The sequence below is a fragment of the Methanomassiliicoccaceae archaeon genome, assembly GCA_034928305.1.
In the GTDB taxonomy this organism is placed as follows: Archaea; Thermoplasmatota; Thermoplasmata; order Methanomassiliicoccales; family Methanomethylophilaceae; genus VadinCA11.
In genome coordinates, this window is sequence record JAYFOZ010000001.1 from 237,112 (window position 1) to 255,267 (window position 18,156).

An 18,156-nucleotide genomic window follows, 5' to 3' on the forward strand; every position below is an offset into this window, starting at 1 on the left:
ATTTCCGCCTCTTTAGGCAGGGTGTGAAAATGAACAGCAAAACTAAGATCATGTTGGTCGCGGTCCTGGCCCTTTCCGCGGCGGCATTCGGAGCCGTCGTCTACGAGGCCGAGGAGGCCGACGCAGCCCATCCTGAGTACCTCAGGGAGTCGAACGAGAATGTGGAAGCGGACTGGCTTTACGTCGCCCTAGCAGGAATAGTCATCCTGTCCGTGATGGAGATGTTCCTCTACCGTCGGAAAGAAAAGTTCTGAAAGTTGAAAAACAATTTACTTCTTTTACATTTTTGAAGCAACATGTTTATTATTGTTTCCCTTATAGCGGAGCATATGATCCAATGTCCCCGCGGAACGAGGGATTTCCTTCCAGATGAGATGGAGAGGCGCAGATATTACGAGGGGAACATGAGGTCCGTGGCCCTGAGGTTCGGATTCCGGGAGACGCAGACACCGATATTCGAGGACGCCGAACTTTTCATCCTGAGAAGCGGTCCCAACGTGCTCAATGAACTTTATGCCTTCAAAGATAAGGGGGACAGGGAGCTCGCTTTGCGCCCTGAGATGACCGCCCCTGCCATACGCATGTTCGTCAACAGCATGAGCAACGAGCCGAAGCCCATCAAGCTATTCTATTTCGGCCAGTGCTTCAGATACGAAAGGCCGCAGAGCGGCAGATATCGCGAATTTTTCCAGTTCGGTGCAGAGCTGATCGGTTCGGCAACGCCCGAGACCGATGCGGAGGCGATAGCTCTCGCCGCCGCCATGATCGAGGCGCTGGGCCTCAGGGATTACAAGATCCGGATAGGTCACATAGGCGTACTGAGACAGAAGCTGGCGGATGCCGGGGTCCCAAAGGAAAAGACTGCCGAAGTTCTACAGAAGCTCGATAAGAAACTTTACGACGAGGCGCGCCCGATGATGGAGGACCTCAACGTCGACCAAGACGCTATAAACGAGATATTCGAGCTTACAGAAACTGTCGGCGGAACCGATATCGTTGATAAAGTACCGGGCGAGGCCGGGGAATACCTGAGGTCCCTGATAGCTATACTTTCGGCGATGGGGGTGAGAGGCCTCGAGATAGATCTGGGCGTCGTCCGCGGTCTCGATTATTACACGGGGATGGTCTTCGAGGCGGAAGCGCCTGCGCTGGGGGCGGAGAAGCAGATATGCGGAGGCGGCTCATACACCCTTTCAGAATTGTTCGGGGGGGAGAAGGTATTCTCCACAGGTTTCGCGATAGGATTCGACAGGATACTCCTGGCCATGGAGAAGGAGGGAATACCATATGAACAGATGGGCATCGATGTCTATGTAGTTCCGGTGTCCGATGATGTGCGGATAAAGGCTACCGAGATAACGGCAATGCTCCGCAAAGCCGGAATCTCCTGCGACATGGACATCATGGGGCGCAAGATGGCTAAGGCCCTGAAGTACGCCTCGTCCGCAAGAGCGAAGTTTGCCGTCATTGTCGGTAAGGCCGAGCTCGAGGCGGACTCCGTGACCCTGAGAGATATGGAGTCGGGTGACCAGGATACGGTCTCTATCTCGGAGCTCGTAAGCGTAATTCAGGGATGACTTCTGTCAAGCTCTGCGTTCACGAGCTCGTCCGCCCTCGGCATAAGCAGTTCGTACCTACGGACGTCCGTGAAGCGGACCTTAGGTATCATCGAGCTCAGGGCGGTCGCATCACGGTGAAGTTCGATAAGTTCAGGGGCCTTTACTCTGTATTCGCCCCTCATCTGTTTTATGACGAGCTGCGAATCCATAACGAACTCGGCCTCTTCGGCCTCCAGTTCGATAGCCTTCCTTATACCGGCGATCAGACCTCGGTACTCGGCATAGTTGTTCGTGCGAATGCCCAGATACTCGGATTCTTCATAAATCGTCTTTCCGTTCCGGGTCACCACGAGACCATAAGCGGAAGGCCCCGGATTCCCCCTGGATCCGCCATCTGAGAAAATCCTCAGCATTTTTCTACCACGGGAATGTTGGACCTGTCGACTTTCACGATCCTGGTTTCCACCAGATCGTCGGTCAGTTCGTACCCCATGATTATTATCAGGTCGCCTACGCTGCAGAGGCGGGCCGCGGCCCCGTTTATAGATATCTCTCCGGAGCCCTTCTCTCCATATATTGTGTAGGTTTCAAAGCGATTGCCGTTGTTAATGTCGGCTATAGTGACCTTCTCACCCGGCAGTATACCTGCCATATCGAGCAATTCGCCGTCTACAGTGATGCTTCCCTCATAGTCGAGGCGCGTCTCAGTGACCGTGGCACGGTGTATCTTGCTGCGTAACATCCAACGCATGGGTGATAGTGTTCGTTACAGGTTAAAGAAACTTTCCCTCAAACGCCATATGTTTGAGACTTTGTTTTTTTTGACATATCGATTTCATATTTTGTAACATTATTATGATTAACATTTTTTATGTTATATAGTAACAAGAATATTAAAAAATAACATAAACATTATATTATGATGAAACATGGAGGCCGCATGCATAATAAAAAAATCATGATCGTTCTGGTCACATGTTCGATGTTGCTTGCGGCATCCCTTATATCGCTTACCGATGAAAACACGGTTTCCGCGACTTCGCCGATAGATATCACGGACTCGGCAGGTCATAATATCGTATTGAGCGTGCCTGCCGAGCATGTGGTCACGATGGGTTTCGCATTCACTCTGACGGTTATGGAATTGGGAGGCACTGACAAGATCGTCGGCTATGACCAATACTCTACATACAGCTACACAGAGGACGAAAGGATGCAGGAACTCGACGGAACTGCCATGTTAGGGACCGGATACAATTCTAACAAAGAATCGCTATTGACGGGACTGGCACAGTTGGTAGACAATGGAACGTTTATTAAGGCGACCGACGTCGTATTCATAAACAACTTCTCCTCGACGCTCGCTTCCGGAGCAATGTACGACAATCTTGTGGCAGAGGGATACAACGTTATCTGCCTGGGAGCGAAAACCTATGATGGATCGATGGATGTCGTAAAGATCATATCGGACGCTATTGGTATGGACTCTGCCGGCTCGGTCAAAAAAATGGAAGATACCAGACAGGCCGTTGTCGACAAGGTCTCAGCCGTCCCCGGGGAAGAAAGGCCGAGCGCCATATATGTATCGGTCAATGGCGGGAACATCAGGATCTACAACAGCGGGCTGGCAGTATCTCTGATAGAAACATGCGGGGCGACCAACGCAGGCCTCAATGGAGAATCGGCATACTATGATTCCGATGCAAGCGCATTAATACAGGCGGACCCGGACGTGGTGTTCCTGGACGGCAATTATGATGGGACAGCGGCCGAGTTCAAAGAGGAGTTCCTTCTGCCTGCGAGCTACAACGTGGTGAAGCTCGACAAAGACTGGAACAATCCGTGTCCCAGCATGGCAGATGGCCTGGAATTCGTGTACATGGAGCTTTATGAGGCACCGCTTTACGATGATGACGGGCCCTTCATCTCAGAAAACGGTGCACTGATAGCAATTTCTGTTCTGGTACTGATAATAATAGTCGCAGTAGCAGTTGTACTGGTAAGGCGCCACTAAACTTTATACCGAACCTACTGCACTTACAAGAACGTGGAAATATGGACAGGCGAAAGAAAATAGCGATCATTCTGACAGCACTAGTGGTGATGTTCGCCATGCTCCTTTTCCTGGAGCTGAGGTGGGCCCAGCTCTGGCTCCTTTCCCCTCAGGAGGTCTGGGACTCTCTGATAGGCAATAACAGGAACTATCGGATCATAGTGATCGATCTCAATCTGACGCGGGTATTGTTCGGGATGATAGTCGGAGCAGGTCTGGCGGTCGCCGGAGCGGTGATGCAGGCCCTGTTCAGGAACCCGATGGCCTCGCCATATACGTTGGGTCTTTCATCCGGAGCATCCTTGGGCGCCGCAATAGGCATCCTTTTCCCGCTTTCGTTCGTTCCGGTGGTGGCATCCGTCCCCATATTGGCTTTCTTATTCTGCCTGGGCACTATGTTCCTCGTATACTCTCTGGCCAAGGTAGGCAACCAAACGCATATGGAGACTTTATTGTTGGCCGGAATCGCCGTGGCGGCACTGGCCCAGGCCGTCGTATCGTTGCTCACATACATCGCCGGCGAGAACATCTCGGAAATAGTTTTCTGGGGCATGGGCAGTCTGACGGTCAGTCTTCCCTGGGTAAAGATCCCCATTGTGCTTATTTTGAGCGCTGTCGGTATTTTTGCCATGCTCTATTATGCGAAGGACCTCAATGCCATGATGCTCGGGGACGCTCATGCCATGGACCTCGGGATTGACGTAAAAAGGACTAGGCTGGCACTGTTGATAGCCTCTTCATTGGTTACTGCCGCGGCAGTATGTTTCGTCGGCACCATAGGATTTGTGGGGCTGGTTATACCGCATATACTCCGTATATTGCTGGGCCCTGACAACCGTATGTTGCTGCCTATGTGCGTTCTTACCGGAGGGATATATCTGGTGGGTTGCGACTATATCGCACATCTGTTCGCCCAGTCCCTGGGAGTTCTGCCGATAGGGGTTGTGACGTCGCTGATAGGGGCGCCGTACTTCATATATCTTTTAAGGAGAAGGAAGAGGGAGGTAGGCTGGGTATGAGCCTGGACATCCGTGACCTTTTTTATAATTACGATGGAAAGCCCGTACTGAAGGACGTGTCATTCCAAATCAAAGAGGGAGAGATCTTGGGCATCTTGGGGCCTAACGGCTGCGGTAAGACCACGTTGCTTGGGAATCTCAACCGCAACCTCAGTCCTAAAGGCGGATGCGTCATGCTCGACGGCAGAGACCTGGAAGAGCACAAGAAGAAGGACATAGCCAAGGATATCGCGGTGGTTCCACAGGACAGCCGCGTGGGCTTCTCCTTCACAGTAAAGGAGATCGTCTCTATGGGCAGGATGCCCTTCCAGGAGGCCTTCCAGGGCGATTCCTCGGAAGATCTGAGGATAATAGATGATGCAATGAAAAAGACCAACGTTCTCGAAATGGCGGACCGTTATGTCAACACGATGAGCGGCGGGGAGAGGCAGAAGGTGATAATAGCCAGAGCAATGGCGCAGACGCCCAAGATACTCCTTATGGACGAGCCAACGCTGCATCTCGACATAAGCGCTCAGTTCGATATATTGGATCTCGTTTATTCATTATCGAGAAACGAGGACCTCACGGTCGTAATAGTCTCCCACGACCTGCCCATGGTCGCCCGCTACTGCGACAGGATCATGATGATCCATGACCATACGATACATGCGTTGGGGAAGACCGAGGATGTACTTACGCCGGAGAACATGCGCACGGTCTTCGGTGTCGATGCGGAACTGTCCGTCGACTCCAAAACAGGTAAAAACACAATAATCATGCACGGTTCGACAACAAACGAATCCTAATGTTCCAGCGGAACAAACGAACAAATGGCGCCCCGGTCGGAATTCGAATCCGAGTCGGAGCCTCGACAGGGCTCCATGATAGGCCACTACACTACCGGGGCGCATTTCCAGATAATATGAAACACTATATAAGGTTATCAGCAATATCGGCCCCAGGACGTCCATGCTGGTAGTTTCATAAGGTTAAATAGAGACTTTGACGCATACATATTCAGGAGATCAACTATGCCGGAAGCCGTTGTGGCCGATTATATGGTGAGGGACGTCCTCACAATTACACCAGATATGACTGTCAGCCAGGTCAGGGAGAAGATCATCTCGTCCAGTTTTCACGGTTTCCCTATAGCCGAAAACGGGTACCTGCTCGGTTTCATAACCTCCAAGGAACTTTTGAGATACATATACACTCCGGACGCCAAGATGCGGGAGGTCATGAGGCGCGGCACGCTTTGTGCCGTCCCGTCCATGTCTATAGATGACGCCACCAGGATTCTTTTCAGGTATGGCCTCAGGAACCTGCCTGTAGTAGACGAGAACCGCAAGCTCGTGGGGATCATCTCCAACATCGACATCGTACGCTCGCAGATAGAGAAGTCCAGGCCCGGGAAGGTAATGACGGTCAAAAACTTCATGGAGCAACAAAACGGCCTTAGGATGCGCATCGTCAACAGAGATATCCCGATGGATCAGTTGCTGCCTACGCAGAAAGAGGTCTACATGGATGAGTTGATCGGTCGCCAGTATGAGATCAAGAGAGGACTGAACGAACCTATAATCGTAATAGCCAGGCGCAACGGGTATCTGGTGGTCGACGGACATCACAGGATAATGGCCGCTAAGAAGCTCGGCCTAAAAAGTTTCAAGGCCATCGTACTGGAGCCTAACAAGTTGGATGTGAAGCTCGGTCTCGAGAAGACCGCCGAGAGATGGAAACTGAAGACCCTGGACGATGTTAAGATAATCGAGGGTTCCAAGCACCCGCTCATGGAGGCGGCGACCATGCTTCTTCCGGATGAGGATGCGCTGTCGATCAACCGTAGGCTGATAGACAACAGCGATTCGGATTCGGATATGAAATTTTGAAAAGAAAGTAAGAGGTTTACCGGCCGTGGCCGGGTTTAACTTTTGCGGGTGAGCTCGTGCAGCTGCCTGAGCATAATTTTCTGCTCCACGGAAGCAATGGCCCTCTTGGTCTTGACTACCGTGTCCGGGTTCAGAGAGATGGAATCTATCCCGCACTCTACCAGGAATTCAGCGAACTCCGGATAGACGGAGGGGCCTTGGCCGCATATACCTACGGTCTTTCCGTTCTTGTGGGCCACTTCGATCAGCTGTTTGATCGCCCTCTTTACGCCTTCGTTTCTCTCGTCGAAGTATCCCATCCTTCCGAGGACATCGGAATCGCGGTCTACGCCCAGTACGAGCTGGGTCAGGTCGTTCGACCCGATCGAGAACGAATCGCAGTATTGGCAGAACTCCTCGGCCATAAAGATGTTGACCGGAACTTCGGCCATCAGATACAGCTTCAGATTGATTCCTCTTTTGAGGCCGATCTCCCTCATCATCTCTGTTATGTCCTGGACCTCCTCTATGGTCCTTACGAACGGCAACATGATGTTCAGGTTTTTCAGCCCCATCTCGTCCCTGACCTTCTTTATGGCCCTCAGTTCGCAGATGAACGCGTCCCTGTAATCCGGGGATACATATCTGGAGCATCCGCGCCAGCCGATCATCGGGTTGTCTTCGTTCGGTTCGTAGTCCGCACCGCCGCGCATATCGCGGTACTCGTTCGTCTTGAAGTCGGATGTCCTAAGCACCACGGGGCGAGGGTAGAACGCCCTCGCAACCTTAGCTATTCCCTCCGCCAGTTTTTCAATCAGTTCGTCCGAGCGGCCGTCGGCTATGACGGACATCGGGTGTTCTCCTATGTAGTTGGTGAATAGGAACTCGCTTCTCATGAGGCCTACGCCGTCGCACGGCAATGCTGCCACCTCGTCGGCCTTTGTGGGCATGCTCATGTTCACCATTATCTTGGTGCCGGTCACAGGTACATATTCGGCGGCCACAGACTGCGTGTCGGTGTGTTGTGCCGCCGTTTTCTTTCTGATCTCTCCTTTGTAGACCGTACCTGTCGTCCCATCCACGGTGACGATCATGCCGTCCCTGAGCACGGACGTCGCGTTGCCTGTTCCGACGATGCACGGTGTCCCCAGTTCCCTGGATATTATGGCGGCGTGGCACGTCATTCCTCCTTCGTCTGTGACTATCGCCACGGCCCTGGACATCGCCGGGACCATATCGGGCATGGTCATGGTGGTGACCAGGACATCGCCGTCCTTTATCACGTCCAGGCTCATGCTGACATCATAGACTACAACGCGTCCCGTGGACAGTCCGGGGCTCGCGCCCATGCCCGTGGTGATGATGCTCTCCTGCGATACGTCGTTGCCGGCGGACTCGTTGGTCTTGGAGTCGCCGACGGCGGTGATCGGTCTGGCCTGTACTATGAAAACTTTTCCGTCCTCTATGCACCATTCCATGTCCATAGGCTTTTGGTAGTGGATTTCTATCTGTCTTCCTATCTCGGCTATCTCGAGTATCCTGTCGTCAGGGATCTTCTGGGCGCTCTCCAGTTCGGGAGCGACGTCCTTTTTGACGGCCCCGCCGTTTTTCCCTCTGACGTACTTCCATTTCTGCGTAGACCTTCTGGTCTTTTCTTTGATGATCTTCATCTCGGTTTTGTCGACGACGTATGTATCGGGGGTGACCTCTCCGCCGACGATAGCTTCCCCGAGACCGTAACCGGCCTCGACGATTATGTTGTTGGCCCCGCTGTTGGGGTCCACGGTGAACATTATGCCCGAGCATTCGGAGTTGACCATCTTCTGGACGACCACGGCGAGCTTGATCTCCTCGCTGGCGTATCCGCGCTTCTGGCGGTATGAAATCGCCCTCGCGGTGAACAGCGAGGACCAGCATTTCCTGACCTTATCTAAAAGGTCCTCCTCCCCCATGACGTTGAGATACGTCTCCTGCTGGCCGGCGAAACTGGCGTCCGGCAGGTCCTCGGCCGTAGCGCTCGACCGTACGGCGACGAATCCCTTCTTTCCCTTCGGGAACAGGACGTTGTACTTGGACAGGATCTCCGACCTCAGGTCATCGGGGATCTCCCCCGTTTCGATCAGCTTTCTGATACGGTCGGACGCTTCGGCCAGATTCTGGTCCGAACTATCATCGATCGTCATCAGCTCTTTTTCGACAGCCTTCGTCAGAGTATTCTTGTTAAAGAAATAGTCATAAGCGTTAGTTGTCAGAACAAAAGCCCCCGGAACCGGGAAACCGGCAAAGGTCAGTTCTCCAAGGTTTGCTCCTTTACCACCTACCAGCGGAATGTCCTCGACACGCAGCTCATTGACATCTACAATTCTATTTTCCATCTATGTCCCCCGTAGGAAAGAATTTGGGTGCACCAGATGCACTGTTCGGAATAAGGCCTTCTTTTTAATATTGTTTGCCCTAACTAACAACAATTCTGGTAAGTCTGCTACACATTTGGATAGTTTATAACTATGTTCGATATTCGTATATATTACTACAGTTTTCGTAGAAATAAGGCGGAAAACTAAGAATTTCGCCATAAAATTCGTACGAAAGTGGAATTTCATCATAGTTCAAAGCGGAAGGGTTTAAATCAGATGTCGCTTTGACGTAACTGATGGTCCCCATGGATATGGAAATAGTTTGGCATGGTAGGGGCGGGCAGGGTGTCGTCACCGCGAACGAGATCCTCGCCGAAGCAGCTATCAGTGCCGGAAAGTATGTGAAAGCATTCCCTGAGTTTGGGCCGGAGAGGATGGGAGCTCCGATCAAAGGGTTCACCAGGATTTCCGATAAACCTGTCAGGGTGCACAGCCAAGTGTACGAGCCTGACATAGTGATCGTGTTGGACGGCACTCTTATCGGCAAGGTCGACGTGGCCGCCGGACTGAAAGAGAACGGTTTCATATTGGCCAACTACGACGGTACGCCGGCCGAACTTCGAGCCGCGATCGGAACGGATCTGGAGTGTCACACGGTCAATGCCACCAAGATCTCTATCGAGGAGATCGGGAGGCCCATGGCCAACACGTCCATGCTGGGCGCCCTCGTCAAGTTAAGGCCTATCGTGGAGTTCGACATGATAGCCGAACATGTTATCAGCAAGCTCGGAGCAAAGCTTTCCGAGAAGGTCATCAACAGCAATCTTTCAGCTCTCAAGAGGGCATACGAGGAGGTGCAGTGATGGCAAAGATAAAGATCAAGGACATGCCGATCGGGGCCAGAGTCTGCAATCCCGGAAGCTCCGAGGCGATTCTCACAGGCGACTGGAGATCTTACACCCCCGTGGTCGACAAGGAAAAGTGCATCAACTGCCTGAACTGCTGGATGTTCTGCCCTGACAACTCGGTTATAATCAAAGAAGGCAAGCTCGAAGGATTCAAGATGAGCCACTGCAAAGGCTGCGGCATATGCGCCCAGGTCTGCCCTAAGAAAGCTATCAAAATGACGGAGGCGTGAGTATGGCAAAGAAGAAACTGGAAGATATAGCGATAAACGGCGACGGAGCCGTCGCATACGCATGGAAGCAGATCGATCCCGACGTGTGCGCCGCATACCCCATCACCCCTCAAACCATCATCGTCGAGGACTTCTCCAAGTTCGTCGCGAACGGGGAAGTTAAAACCGAGTACGTCTGCGTCGAGTCGGAGCACAGCGCCCTGACCCTCTGCGCGGCGTCCTGCTCGGCAGGCGCTAGGACTTTCACAGCCACGGCGTCCCAGGGACTGGCGTACATGTGGGAGATGCTCCCCATAACGTCGGCAATGAGGGTTCCGGTCGTCATGGCCGTAGCCAACAGGGCGGTCAGCGGTCCGATAAACATCAACAACGACCACGGCGACGCCATGGCTGCGAGGGACACGGGCTGGATACAGATGTTCGCCGACAATGTCCAGAGCGCTTATGACAACGCTATCATAGCGCCCAGGATAGCGGAGCATCCGGACGTGCAGCTTCCGATAATAACGAATCTGGACGGTTTCATCCTGACCCATGCGGTCGAAAGGATGACCCCGATCGATACCGAGGACGTCAAGAAGTTCGTCGGCGAGTTCGAACCGGTCTGCCCGTTGCTTGACTATAAGCACCCAACATCCCACGGGATGCTGGACGGGCCGGACTTCTACTATGCGCACAAGCACCAGCAGGTCGAGGCTATGGACAAGGCACTTGAGGTCTCCGAGCAGGTGTTCAAGGAATTCAAGAAGCTGACCGGCAGGGAATACCACCTTGTGGACGAGTACAGGTGCGACGACGCAGAGTACGTCGCCATAATCCTCGGATCATCCTACGGGACGATGCAGGAGACCGTCGACCAGATGCGCGAAGCTGGCATCAAGGTCGGGGCGGCAATGCCCCACATATACAGACCTTGGCCGGAGAAAGAGCTTGCCAGGATAATGAAGGGCAAGAAGGCGGTCGCAATATTCGACAAGCACGTGAGCCTTGGAGCATATGGGCCCATGTACTCGGAGGTGGTCGCTGCGGCGGCCGACCTTGAAAAGATGCCGAAGATGTACAATTTCATATACGGCATCGGAGGAGCGGACACAAGCGTGTCGATCCTCAAGGGCGCGATGGAATCGATAGTCAAGGGTACTGCAGACAAGATCAACTATGCGGGGATGAAATTATGATGAGCACATCGCTAAAAAATCTCAATCAACTGCCTGTCAAGCTGACGAGCGGGCACAGGCTCTGCGCCGGATGCGGCGAACCTCTTCTCGTCAAGCAGATACTGATGGGCACCCAGAGGCCGCTCGTGGTCTCTCTCTCCACCGGATGCTTCGAAGTTTCCACGACCGTGTATCCGTATACGTCGTGGAACGTGCCCCTGATACACACCGCGTTCGGAAACGGTGCGGCAACATGCGCAGGGGTCGAGGCTGCATATCAGTCCCTCAGGAAGCAGGGAAAGATCAAAGAGGAGATGGATTTCGTCAACTTCGCAGGGGACGGTGCCACTTACGACATCGGCCTCCAGGCGCTCTCCGGAGCGATGGAGAGGGGACACAAGATGCTGTATGTATGTATGAACAACGAGGCGTACATGAACACAGGCATCCAGAGATCTAGCGCTACCGGTATGGGGGCCGACACCACCACCTCGCCCGCGGGGTCGGTTTCCCCGGGAAAGCAGGAGTATTCCAAAGACCTAACGGCCATAATGGTCGCACACAACATCCCGTACGTCGCACAGGCGTCCCCCCACAACTGGAGGGACACAGTCGAAAAGGCCAAGAAGGGATTCAACTGCGGAGGCCCCGCGTTCATCAATGCGATAACTCCTTGCCCCAGGGGCTGGAGGACTTCTCCCTCGATGACCGTGGACATGGCGCAGCTGGCCGTGGAAACCTGCGTCTGGCCTCTCTACGAGGTCGTCGACGGCAAGTACGCGCTGACAGCCGAAAGCCTCAAGATCGCCGAAGGGAAGATCGAGAAGAAGCCGGTAACCGACTGGATCAATGCCCAGGGAAGATACAGGCACCTCAAGGAAGAGCGCTGGGCCCACGTCGTTGACAAGATGCAGGCCAACATCGATAAGAGATGGGAAAAGCTCATCCGCCTTTCTAAGGATTAAACCACAAAGGGGGCTTTGCCCCCGCTTCTTGTTTCAATATCGCCCGGCGTGATGCTGGATTTTTTAATTACATAATAATTTAATTATTATTAACATTTAATAACAACAATTTAATAATAGTATGCAGTAACACGAATTCGGGTAAATGTACCCGGAGATAAAGAAATGTGGTTGGTAATTTTTGCGATCTCGGCCCTCATAGCGACCGGAATATACCTGTTCCAGACTCAGAAATACTACACGGGACAACTTTCCCTTGGCCTCTGGGCGCTGACGGCATGTGTGTTCGCGGACCATGTGATGGGATGGTTCGCAGATGGTGCCGAGGGACCGTTCCTGGAGATAGGCGCCGAGCCTCTGGTCCTGAGCATCTGCATGCTGATTCCCGTATTAGTCGTGTGGGAGCTCGCTGTGATGGTGCAGAGAATGCGCGCTCACGCCACAATAGTCGCAGAACAGAAAGAAGATACAAAGGAGATATGTTAAATGGCTTGTTTTTTAGTACTCGCGGCCGCCGCAATCATAACGACGGTTTGTGCAAGATGGATACCTGAGAAATATCATGTCAATTGGCTTAACATCATGCTATGGACGGCAGTCGGAGCGTTGGCGGTCGAGCATCTCTGGAGCGGCGAGGTCGTTCCCTGGTTCCCGTTCCTTACGGCAATGGCTACGCCGGGGGACACCATGGTAATGCTGAACGAGATGGCTATGGTCGGCGGAGCCATGCTCATAATCGTCGTGGCGATCTGGGCAGCACTGGTGTTTTTAAACGGCAAGTATGCCGGGGCATCGAAGCCCCAGGCAATCGCCTGATTTGCAGAGGTGCGTGCTTGTTTCAAACTTTTTACCTAATTTATTATTTTAACAATAATGTGACAATACGAAGCGTATACTATTTTATAATTAGTATGTAATTATACGATTAAAACATAATAAGTCCAGCATTTTTTGGCTGTGTAAATTATGTCTCCGTTCAAATCCTTTACCGGCGCCGATGCCGCCGGGATCATTTTTATAAGGTGAATTTCGGTTTTCCGTTGTCACGGCTCAAAACATGGCCGACGCTAACAAGTAGAAATGAAAAGTGGCTGACAGCGTTTCTGTGTTCCCGTACGCTTGCGCAGTACAGTACAGACAGAGACGCAGGCGAGCTTTACTTCCGGGTTCGGAATGGGACCGGGTGTTTCCCCGCCGCTGTGGCCGTCAGACCAATTCATAGGATATATGTAAAGTATAAAAACATTTCGGAATAAAGCTCCGATATGCACTTAAAACTGCATGTAGAGGACTGCGGCCAGCACAGCTCCCGCTCCCCCGGTTATGAAATTATTTGTATATTTCGATATAAGGCGATCCTCTATCGTGGCACCGAAAAAACTGTCCAGAAGATTTCCGGCCAAACCTGCGACGACAGGTATGACGATCAGCCAGCTCAGATTGCGGAAAAGAAGCGTCCATCCGATCAGCGAAACCATTATGGCCGCCGCCAATGATACGTACATTCCCAGCAATGACACTCCACCGTTCGTCCCTGCCTCCACTCTTTTAAAAGTGGTTATGAGCCATACGCGTTTGTCCCTTACTCCGATCTCGCTCGCCACGGTGTCGGACGCTGCGACCGCAATAGAGCCTATGTAGGCGATTATGAACATATTGTCGTAACCGGCGACCGCAAAATCAGCGATGGCCACCACAGCGGGCGCAAGGGCCACGCCGGCGATGTTCTTCCAGCCCCTCTCGCCGTGCCTTCCCTCTTGGAGACCTTCCTCCTTCTTTTTCTTGAATGCGAACCTGGTTGCAGCAAAACCTATCGCCGCGAAGATCACGAGCATGATAAGCCAGTATAGGTCCCCCATGAGCCCGATGACCAGCAGCACCGCGGCGGCCGCAAGCGCGCCGTCCGTGGTGAGCATTCCAACCTTCCATGCCACGAAAGAAAGCGCTACCGAAAGCAAAACTGTCAACGTGGCCTGCAACAGGGGGTCCATGGACGCAGGAATTGATAGGGCGGTTATTAATGATGTGCCGAAAGCGTTAATTACATAATGCTCTCGAGGACCGAGGTAGCGTACTCAATGCACTGGGACTTGTTCTCGAGCGGGAAGAACATGACCTTGCCCTGAACGTACAGCGTGGCTTCCATATCGTCCCACATGAAGATTATCATCATTTCATCTTTCTGTTTGATGAGGTGCCCCTTCTGCCCGATGACCTCTGCGGCCTTTGCCATATCGAGTTCGATCTTGTCCTGCGGGACGGCCATAAGCGCCGCGCCGCCGCACAGGCGGGCGATCGTGAACTTCATACCCTGATTTCCTCCAAGGCCTTCTGCACATCACTGTGGAAGTCCTCGAGCGTCGATTCGTTGATGAACATTATGTCGGCGAGGGCTATTACCTCCGCCTGTCCCCAGGATATCTCCCGGGTATCGCGGTCGGCGAACTCCACCCATTCTCTGGGGGCATCCTCCCTCCCGCGCCTGACAAGCCTCCCGTACCTCGTGTCCGGGCTCGAATGTATCGCGATGATATACACATCCTCGCTCAGTGTCCTGAAGGCGTCGACCTCTTCCATGCTCCTGCATCCGTCGACCAGGAAGATATTGCCGGCCATCTTCTCCATGGCCATCTTGGCCCATATGTCCTTACCCTTCTTTTTCCTGGCCTTGTCGGCGAACTCGCCGATCGTAAGGCCCTTTTCGGAATGGTATTTCGCGTATTGCTCGCGTACGATGTCCCCCATCCTCAGGAACGGGATATTCATGTCACGAGCTACTGTGAGCAGTTCCTCCTTGCCCGATCCGGGCATTCCGGTGACGATGAATATTTTCATAGTAGGTTGTCCGAGATGTTGCACAATGCCCTGTCGCAGTAGGAGCACCTGAGCTTGGTGGGGCGCCTGCTGATGACCACAAACTCGGTCTCGATAGGCTCGTTCTTATTGGTGATGCAGTTGGGGTTGCAACACTTAGCAAGCCCCATGACCCGGTCGCCCAGCGTTACCGTGAATTTCTCTGCAACATAGTAGTCCCTGATTATCGAAATGGTGGCATCAGGCGCGATCAGAGCGATCTTGTCCACAGTTTTCTGGTCGAGTTCGCAGTCTTCGATCTTGACGATGTCTTTCCATTCGGCCGATTTCCTGGACGACACGTGTATGCCGACGCTTATGGTCGAATCCATATATTCGTTGACGCCGAGGATCTTCAGCACGTTCAGCGCCTGTCCCGTGGCTATATGGTCTATCACGGTGCCGTTCCTTATGGGTGCAAGTTTGATCTCTTTTATGGTTTTGACATCCATCAGAGCTCGCCTCCCAATATTGCGCATAGCAGGGCCATCCTTACCGGCACCCCGTTGAATGCCTGTTGGAAATACTTTGCGTGCTCCGATGCATCTACCTCGGGCGCGATCTCGTCGATTCTGGGTAGAGGATGCATAATGACCATGTCTCTCCTAGCCTCTCTCAGCATTGAATTGTTGATACGGTAGGTCCCGGCGACCTTCTTATATTCGGCAGGGTCCGGGAACCGCTCTTTCTGAATTCTCGTTACGTAAAGCACGTCCGCCTTGTCCATGACCTCTTCCAGGCTTGTGGTCTTCACAGGCCGGCATCCCTTCTCCTTGATGTGGTTGACTATGTCGTCGGGCATCTGCAGCGTGTCGGGGGCTACGAGTGTAAGTTTTGCACCGAACATCGTTAGGGCCTCGGCGAGGGAATGGACGGTCCTTCCGTACTTCAGGTCGCCTACTAGCACTACATTCAGACCGTCGAGGGACCCCTTCGCCTGGCGCATCGTGAAAAGGTCTAGGAGGGTCTGGGTCGGGTGCGATCCGGCGCCGTCGCCGGCATTGATCACAGGGTTTATCGAGAAATTGGCGGCCAGACGGGCGGCGCCCTCGTAGGGGTGCCTGAGGACGATCAGGTCGCAGTACGCGTCGACCATCCGTATGGTGTCCGCGAGCGTCTCCCCTTTGGAGATGGATGTCATTGACATTTCAGATACATCTATGACGTCGCACCCGAGCCTGTACGCGGCGCTTTCGAACGATAACTTTGTACGGGTAGAAGGTTCGAAGAACAGGTTGCCCAGTATCTTTCCATGAAGAACCCGGTTGACCTTTTCGCCGGTAGCGTACGGCATCATTTTTTCAGATAGGTCGAGAATAGATTCGATCTCTTCCCTCGTCAGGTCCCTTATGGAAACGACGTCCCTGTCATAGAAGTCCATAATGGCTAATCCTGCCATAGTGATATAACCCTTCGCTCGCGCGTACCAACATTAATTAACGGGGGGGCGCTCACTGAATGCAGATGCTGGATATTATCACTAGGTCCCATAGGGGAAGGGTCTGCGAATACAAGGACGGAGAAAACGTCCTGGTCACGCCTGCGGCCGTAACTCTGGGCAGGTCTGCCGGACCCTACATATCTCTGGAATCCGAGGGCAGGGTATTGCATTTCATGGGCACGGACGTGCCGCTCGACGGGGGTATGCTCACAACGGCTTCGTCAGGCCGCGGAGGCGTACGCGGGGTTTACGGGAAGGTATGTGTGCTGAGGCTCCCGGTCGACGGCACCGAGGAGATTCCGGAAAACTGCGATATGGTGGTCGTTCCGAACGCTTTCGAGCTAAGACGAGACGCCAGAAAGCTTCTGGACGCCGTTATGAAGGTAAGGGGGCTCGCGGGCTTCGGGCGCCTGGTATACATGTCCGGGATAGCTGAACCCTCCACCGTATCTCTGCTGAGCTACATGGGCGTCGATATTTTCGACGATGTACTTCCGAACGCCGCCGGACTCATGGGCATGAGGACGATCCCGGAGGGCGAGTTGGCCGTGGGAGCCGACATGTCCAGGGAGAACGCGAAGGAGCTGAAGAGCGAGATCGAGAAGGTATCGATGTTCATCGCGTCGGGACGGTTGAGGGAGCTTGTGGACCAGAGGTCAGCGGCCTCGCCGTCCTCCGTTGCGCTTCTTAGGCTGTACGACAGCCAGGGCTACGACTATCAGGAGGAGGCTTGCACTCTCGCAGGAGGGAGGTTCTGCAGCAACACCGTCCAGGCCCTACGCAGGCCGGACGTAGAGCGCTACCGCAGGGCGATAGTCGAGCAGTACAGAAAGCCGGACCACAAAAGGATCTTGTTGCTTCTCCCATGTTCCGCAAGGAAACCCTATCACACTTCAAAATCCCACAAGGCCTTCTCATCGGCCATACACACGGGCGACCACGACACGCTGGTGCACGAGGTGATACTCACATCGCCTCTGGGACTGGTGCCCAGGGAGCTGGATGTTTTCTATCCCGCCAATGCGTATGACATACCGGTCACGGGCGAGTGGAACTGCCAGGAGAAGCAGATGATCAGGTCCATGCTTTCAGGGCTCCTGGAACAGGGATATGACAAAGTGATATGCCACTTCCCGGACTTTGATATGATAAAGGACCTGGCAGACATGGAATATACCGTGGATAACGGGGACCCGACATCGTTCGGATCGCTCGGGCGGCTTGACGCAGCCTTGAGGGAGGCTGCGAGAGGCATGGACCTTCCGGGGTACATGGTCGACCGTAAGGAGACAGTACGTTCGGTCCTGCAGTTCCAGTTCGGGCAGGGGTGCGCAGACGCGATAATGGACGAGAACACGTTCGCAACGGGCAAATTCCCTTATTGGAAGATAATAAGGGAGGACCCAGAAGACCGGACCAAAAAAACCCAGCTCGGGATGCTCACGCCGGAAAGAGGCATGATTTCCCTGACCATCGAGGGTGCGGAAGTACTGTCCGGGACCGGGACATTCATTGTGAATATGAACGATTTCGACCTGAAGGGCAATCTGTTCGCGGTCGGTGCGGTAGATGCGGATCCAAATATAAGGATAGGCGGCGAGGCCGTTATACTGCGTAACGGAAAGGTCGCAGGCGTCGGCGTTGCCGAGATGTGCGGCAGGGAAATGGTCCAGTTGAGCCGTGGCATGGCGGTGCGCGTTCGCCACAAGTCAAAATAATGCTGTTTTCGTACTTTCGGTCATTTTCAGCGACCTCCTCCGATTC

21 protein-coding genes, 1 tRNA gene and 1 rRNA gene are annotated in these 18,156 nt (G+C 53.4%); 13 read left to right on the top strand and 10 right to left on the bottom strand.

Going from position 1 to position 18,156, the window contains the following annotated elements; translation table 11 throughout:
- Window positions 1–29 precede the first annotated feature (29 nt).
- On the top strand, window positions 30–254 hold the full coding sequence (locus tag VB016_01310) for a hypothetical protein (GenBank protein MEA4977179.1): 225 nt from the start codon (window positions 30–32) through the stop codon (window positions 252–254).
- 75 nt (window positions 255–329) lie between these two features.
- Window positions 330–1,577: a histidine--tRNA ligase gene (gene hisS, locus VB016_01315; GenBank protein ID MEA4977180.1), complete on the top strand. Its 1,248-nt coding sequence runs from the start codon at window positions 330–332 to the stop codon at window positions 1,575–1,577.
- Here hisS and VB016_01320 read toward each other — a convergent pair.
- Complete coding sequence (locus tag VB016_01320) at window positions 1,568–1,972, bottom strand: ribonuclease HI family protein (GenBank protein MEA4977181.1); 405 nt, start codon at window positions 1,970–1,972, stop codon at window positions 1,568–1,570. The two genes, hisS and VB016_01320, sit on opposite strands and share 10 nt — an antisense overlap.
- On the bottom strand, window positions 1,966–2,310 hold the full coding sequence (gene panD, locus VB016_01325) for an aspartate 1-decarboxylase (GenBank protein MEA4977182.1): 345 nt from the start codon (window positions 2,308–2,310) through the stop codon (window positions 1,966–1,968). Before panD ends, VB016_01320 begins: the two co-directional genes overlap by 7 nt.
- 189 nt (window positions 2,311–2,499) lie before the next feature.
- Here panD and VB016_01330 point away from each other — a divergent pair, with 189 nt between their 5' ends.
- Genes VB016_01330 through VB016_01340 form a run of 3 tightly spaced genes read left to right on the top strand, consistent with a single transcriptional unit; the run spans window position 2,500 to window position 5,419 of the window.
- Window positions 2,500–3,573 carry an ABC transporter substrate-binding protein gene (locus VB016_01330; protein ID MEA4977183.1) on the top strand — a complete coding sequence of 358 codons (1,074 nt, stop codon included), beginning with the start codon at window positions 2,500–2,502 and terminating at the stop codon, window positions 3,571–3,573.
- 41 nt (window positions 3,574–3,614) lie between these two features.
- On the top strand, window positions 3,615–4,631 hold the full coding sequence (locus tag VB016_01335) for an iron chelate uptake ABC transporter family permease subunit (GenBank protein ID MEA4977184.1): 1,017 nt from the start codon (window positions 3,615–3,617) through the stop codon (window positions 4,629–4,631).
- Window positions 4,628–5,419: an ABC transporter ATP-binding protein gene (locus tag VB016_01340; GenBank protein MEA4977185.1), complete on the top strand. Its 792-nt coding sequence runs from the start codon at window positions 4,628–4,630 to the stop codon at window positions 5,417–5,419. Before VB016_01335 ends, VB016_01340 begins: the two co-directional genes overlap by 4 nt.
- Window positions 5,420–5,444: 25 nt before the next feature.
- On the opposite strand, the gene VB016_01345 is transcribed toward VB016_01340, so the two are convergent.
- Window positions 5,445–5,520: transfer RNA gene (locus tag VB016_01345), tRNA-Asp, on the bottom strand.
- 124 nt (window positions 5,521–5,644) lie between these two features.
- Here VB016_01345 and VB016_01350 point away from each other — a divergent pair.
- Window positions 5,645–6,502 carry a CBS domain-containing protein gene (locus tag VB016_01350; GenBank protein ID MEA4977186.1) on the top strand — a complete coding sequence of 286 codons (858 nt, stop codon included), beginning with the start codon at window positions 5,645–5,647 and terminating at the stop codon, window positions 6,500–6,502.
- A 35-nt stretch (window positions 6,503–6,537) separates the two neighbouring features.
- On the opposite strand, the gene ppsA is transcribed toward VB016_01350, so the two are convergent.
- A complete protein-coding gene (ppsA, locus tag VB016_01355) occupies window positions 6,538–8,856 on the bottom strand; it encodes a phosphoenolpyruvate synthase (protein ID MEA4977187.1) in 2,319 nt (772 codons plus the stop codon).
- A gap of 278 nt (window positions 8,857–9,134) precedes the next feature.
- On the opposite strand from ppsA, the gene VB016_01360 reads away from it, so the two are divergent.
- The 6 genes from VB016_01360 (at window position 9,135) to VB016_01385 (ending at window position 12,914) form a co-directional block, all read left to right on the top strand.
- Entirely contained in the window at window positions 9,135–9,701 is a 567-nt protein-coding gene (locus VB016_01360; protein MEA4977188.1) for a 2-oxoacid:acceptor oxidoreductase family protein, read from the top strand.
- The gene (locus VB016_01365; protein ID MEA4977189.1) at window positions 9,701–9,976 is read left to right on the top strand and encodes a 4Fe-4S binding protein; all 276 of its coding nucleotides are present in this window, start codon (window positions 9,701–9,703) and stop codon (window positions 9,974–9,976) included. Before VB016_01360 ends, VB016_01365 begins: the two co-directional genes overlap by 1 nt.
- A 2-nt stretch (window positions 9,977–9,978) precedes the next feature.
- On the top strand, window positions 9,979–11,154 hold the full coding sequence (gene porA, locus VB016_01370; protein ID MEA4977190.1) for a pyruvate ferredoxin oxidoreductase: 1,176 nt from the start codon (window positions 9,979–9,981) through the stop codon (window positions 11,152–11,154).
- The gene (locus VB016_01375) at window positions 11,151–12,098 is read left to right on the top strand and encodes a thiamine pyrophosphate-dependent enzyme (protein ID MEA4977191.1); all 948 of its coding nucleotides are present in this window, start codon (window positions 11,151–11,153) and stop codon (window positions 12,096–12,098) included. Before porA ends, VB016_01375 begins: the two co-directional genes overlap by 4 nt.
- 165 nt (window positions 12,099–12,263) lie before the next feature.
- Entirely contained in the window at window positions 12,264–12,584 is a 321-nt protein-coding gene (locus VB016_01380; protein MEA4977192.1) for a hypothetical protein, read from the top strand.
- Window positions 12,585–12,914 carry a hypothetical protein gene (locus VB016_01385; GenBank protein ID MEA4977193.1) on the top strand — a complete coding sequence of 110 codons (330 nt, stop codon included), beginning with the start codon at window positions 12,585–12,587 and terminating at the stop codon, window positions 12,912–12,914.
- Window positions 12,915–13,187: 273 nt separating this feature from the next.
- Here VB016_01385 and rrf read toward each other — a convergent pair.
- From rrf to pyrB, 6 genes are all read right to left on the bottom strand, one after another.
- A 5S ribosomal RNA gene (gene rrf, locus VB016_01390) occupies window positions 13,188–13,309 on the bottom strand.
- A 60-nt stretch (window positions 13,310–13,369) separates the two neighbouring features.
- On the bottom strand, window positions 13,370–14,089 hold the full coding sequence (locus tag VB016_01395; protein ID MEA4977194.1) for a DUF92 domain-containing protein: 720 nt from the start codon (window positions 14,087–14,089) through the stop codon (window positions 13,370–13,372).
- Between the two features lie 50 nt (window positions 14,090–14,139).
- Window positions 14,140–14,406, bottom strand: a complete 267-nt coding sequence (locus tag VB016_01400) for a hypothetical protein (protein MEA4977195.1) — start codon at window positions 14,404–14,406, stop codon at window positions 14,140–14,142.
- A complete protein-coding gene (locus VB016_01405; protein MEA4977196.1) occupies window positions 14,403–14,933 on the bottom strand; it encodes an AAA family ATPase in 531 nt (176 codons plus the stop codon). Before VB016_01405 ends, VB016_01400 begins: the two co-directional genes overlap by 4 nt.
- Window positions 14,930–15,403 carry an aspartate carbamoyltransferase regulatory subunit gene (pyrI, locus tag VB016_01410; GenBank protein MEA4977197.1) on the bottom strand — a complete coding sequence of 158 codons (474 nt, stop codon included), beginning with the start codon at window positions 15,401–15,403 and terminating at the stop codon, window positions 14,930–14,932. Before pyrI ends, VB016_01405 begins: the two co-directional genes overlap by 4 nt.
- Entirely contained in the window at window positions 15,403–16,332 is a 930-nt protein-coding gene (pyrB, locus tag VB016_01415) for an aspartate carbamoyltransferase (GenBank protein ID MEA4977198.1), read from the bottom strand. Before pyrB ends, pyrI begins: the two co-directional genes overlap by 1 nt.
- 77 nt (window positions 16,333–16,409) lie before the next feature.
- Here pyrB and VB016_01420 point away from each other — a divergent pair, with 77 nt between their 5' ends.
- Window positions 16,410–18,110, top strand: a complete 1,701-nt coding sequence (locus tag VB016_01420; GenBank protein ID MEA4977199.1) for a DUF5591 domain-containing protein — start codon at window positions 16,410–16,412, stop codon at window positions 18,108–18,110.
- The last annotated feature ends 46 nt before the right edge of the window (window positions 18,111–18,156 follow it).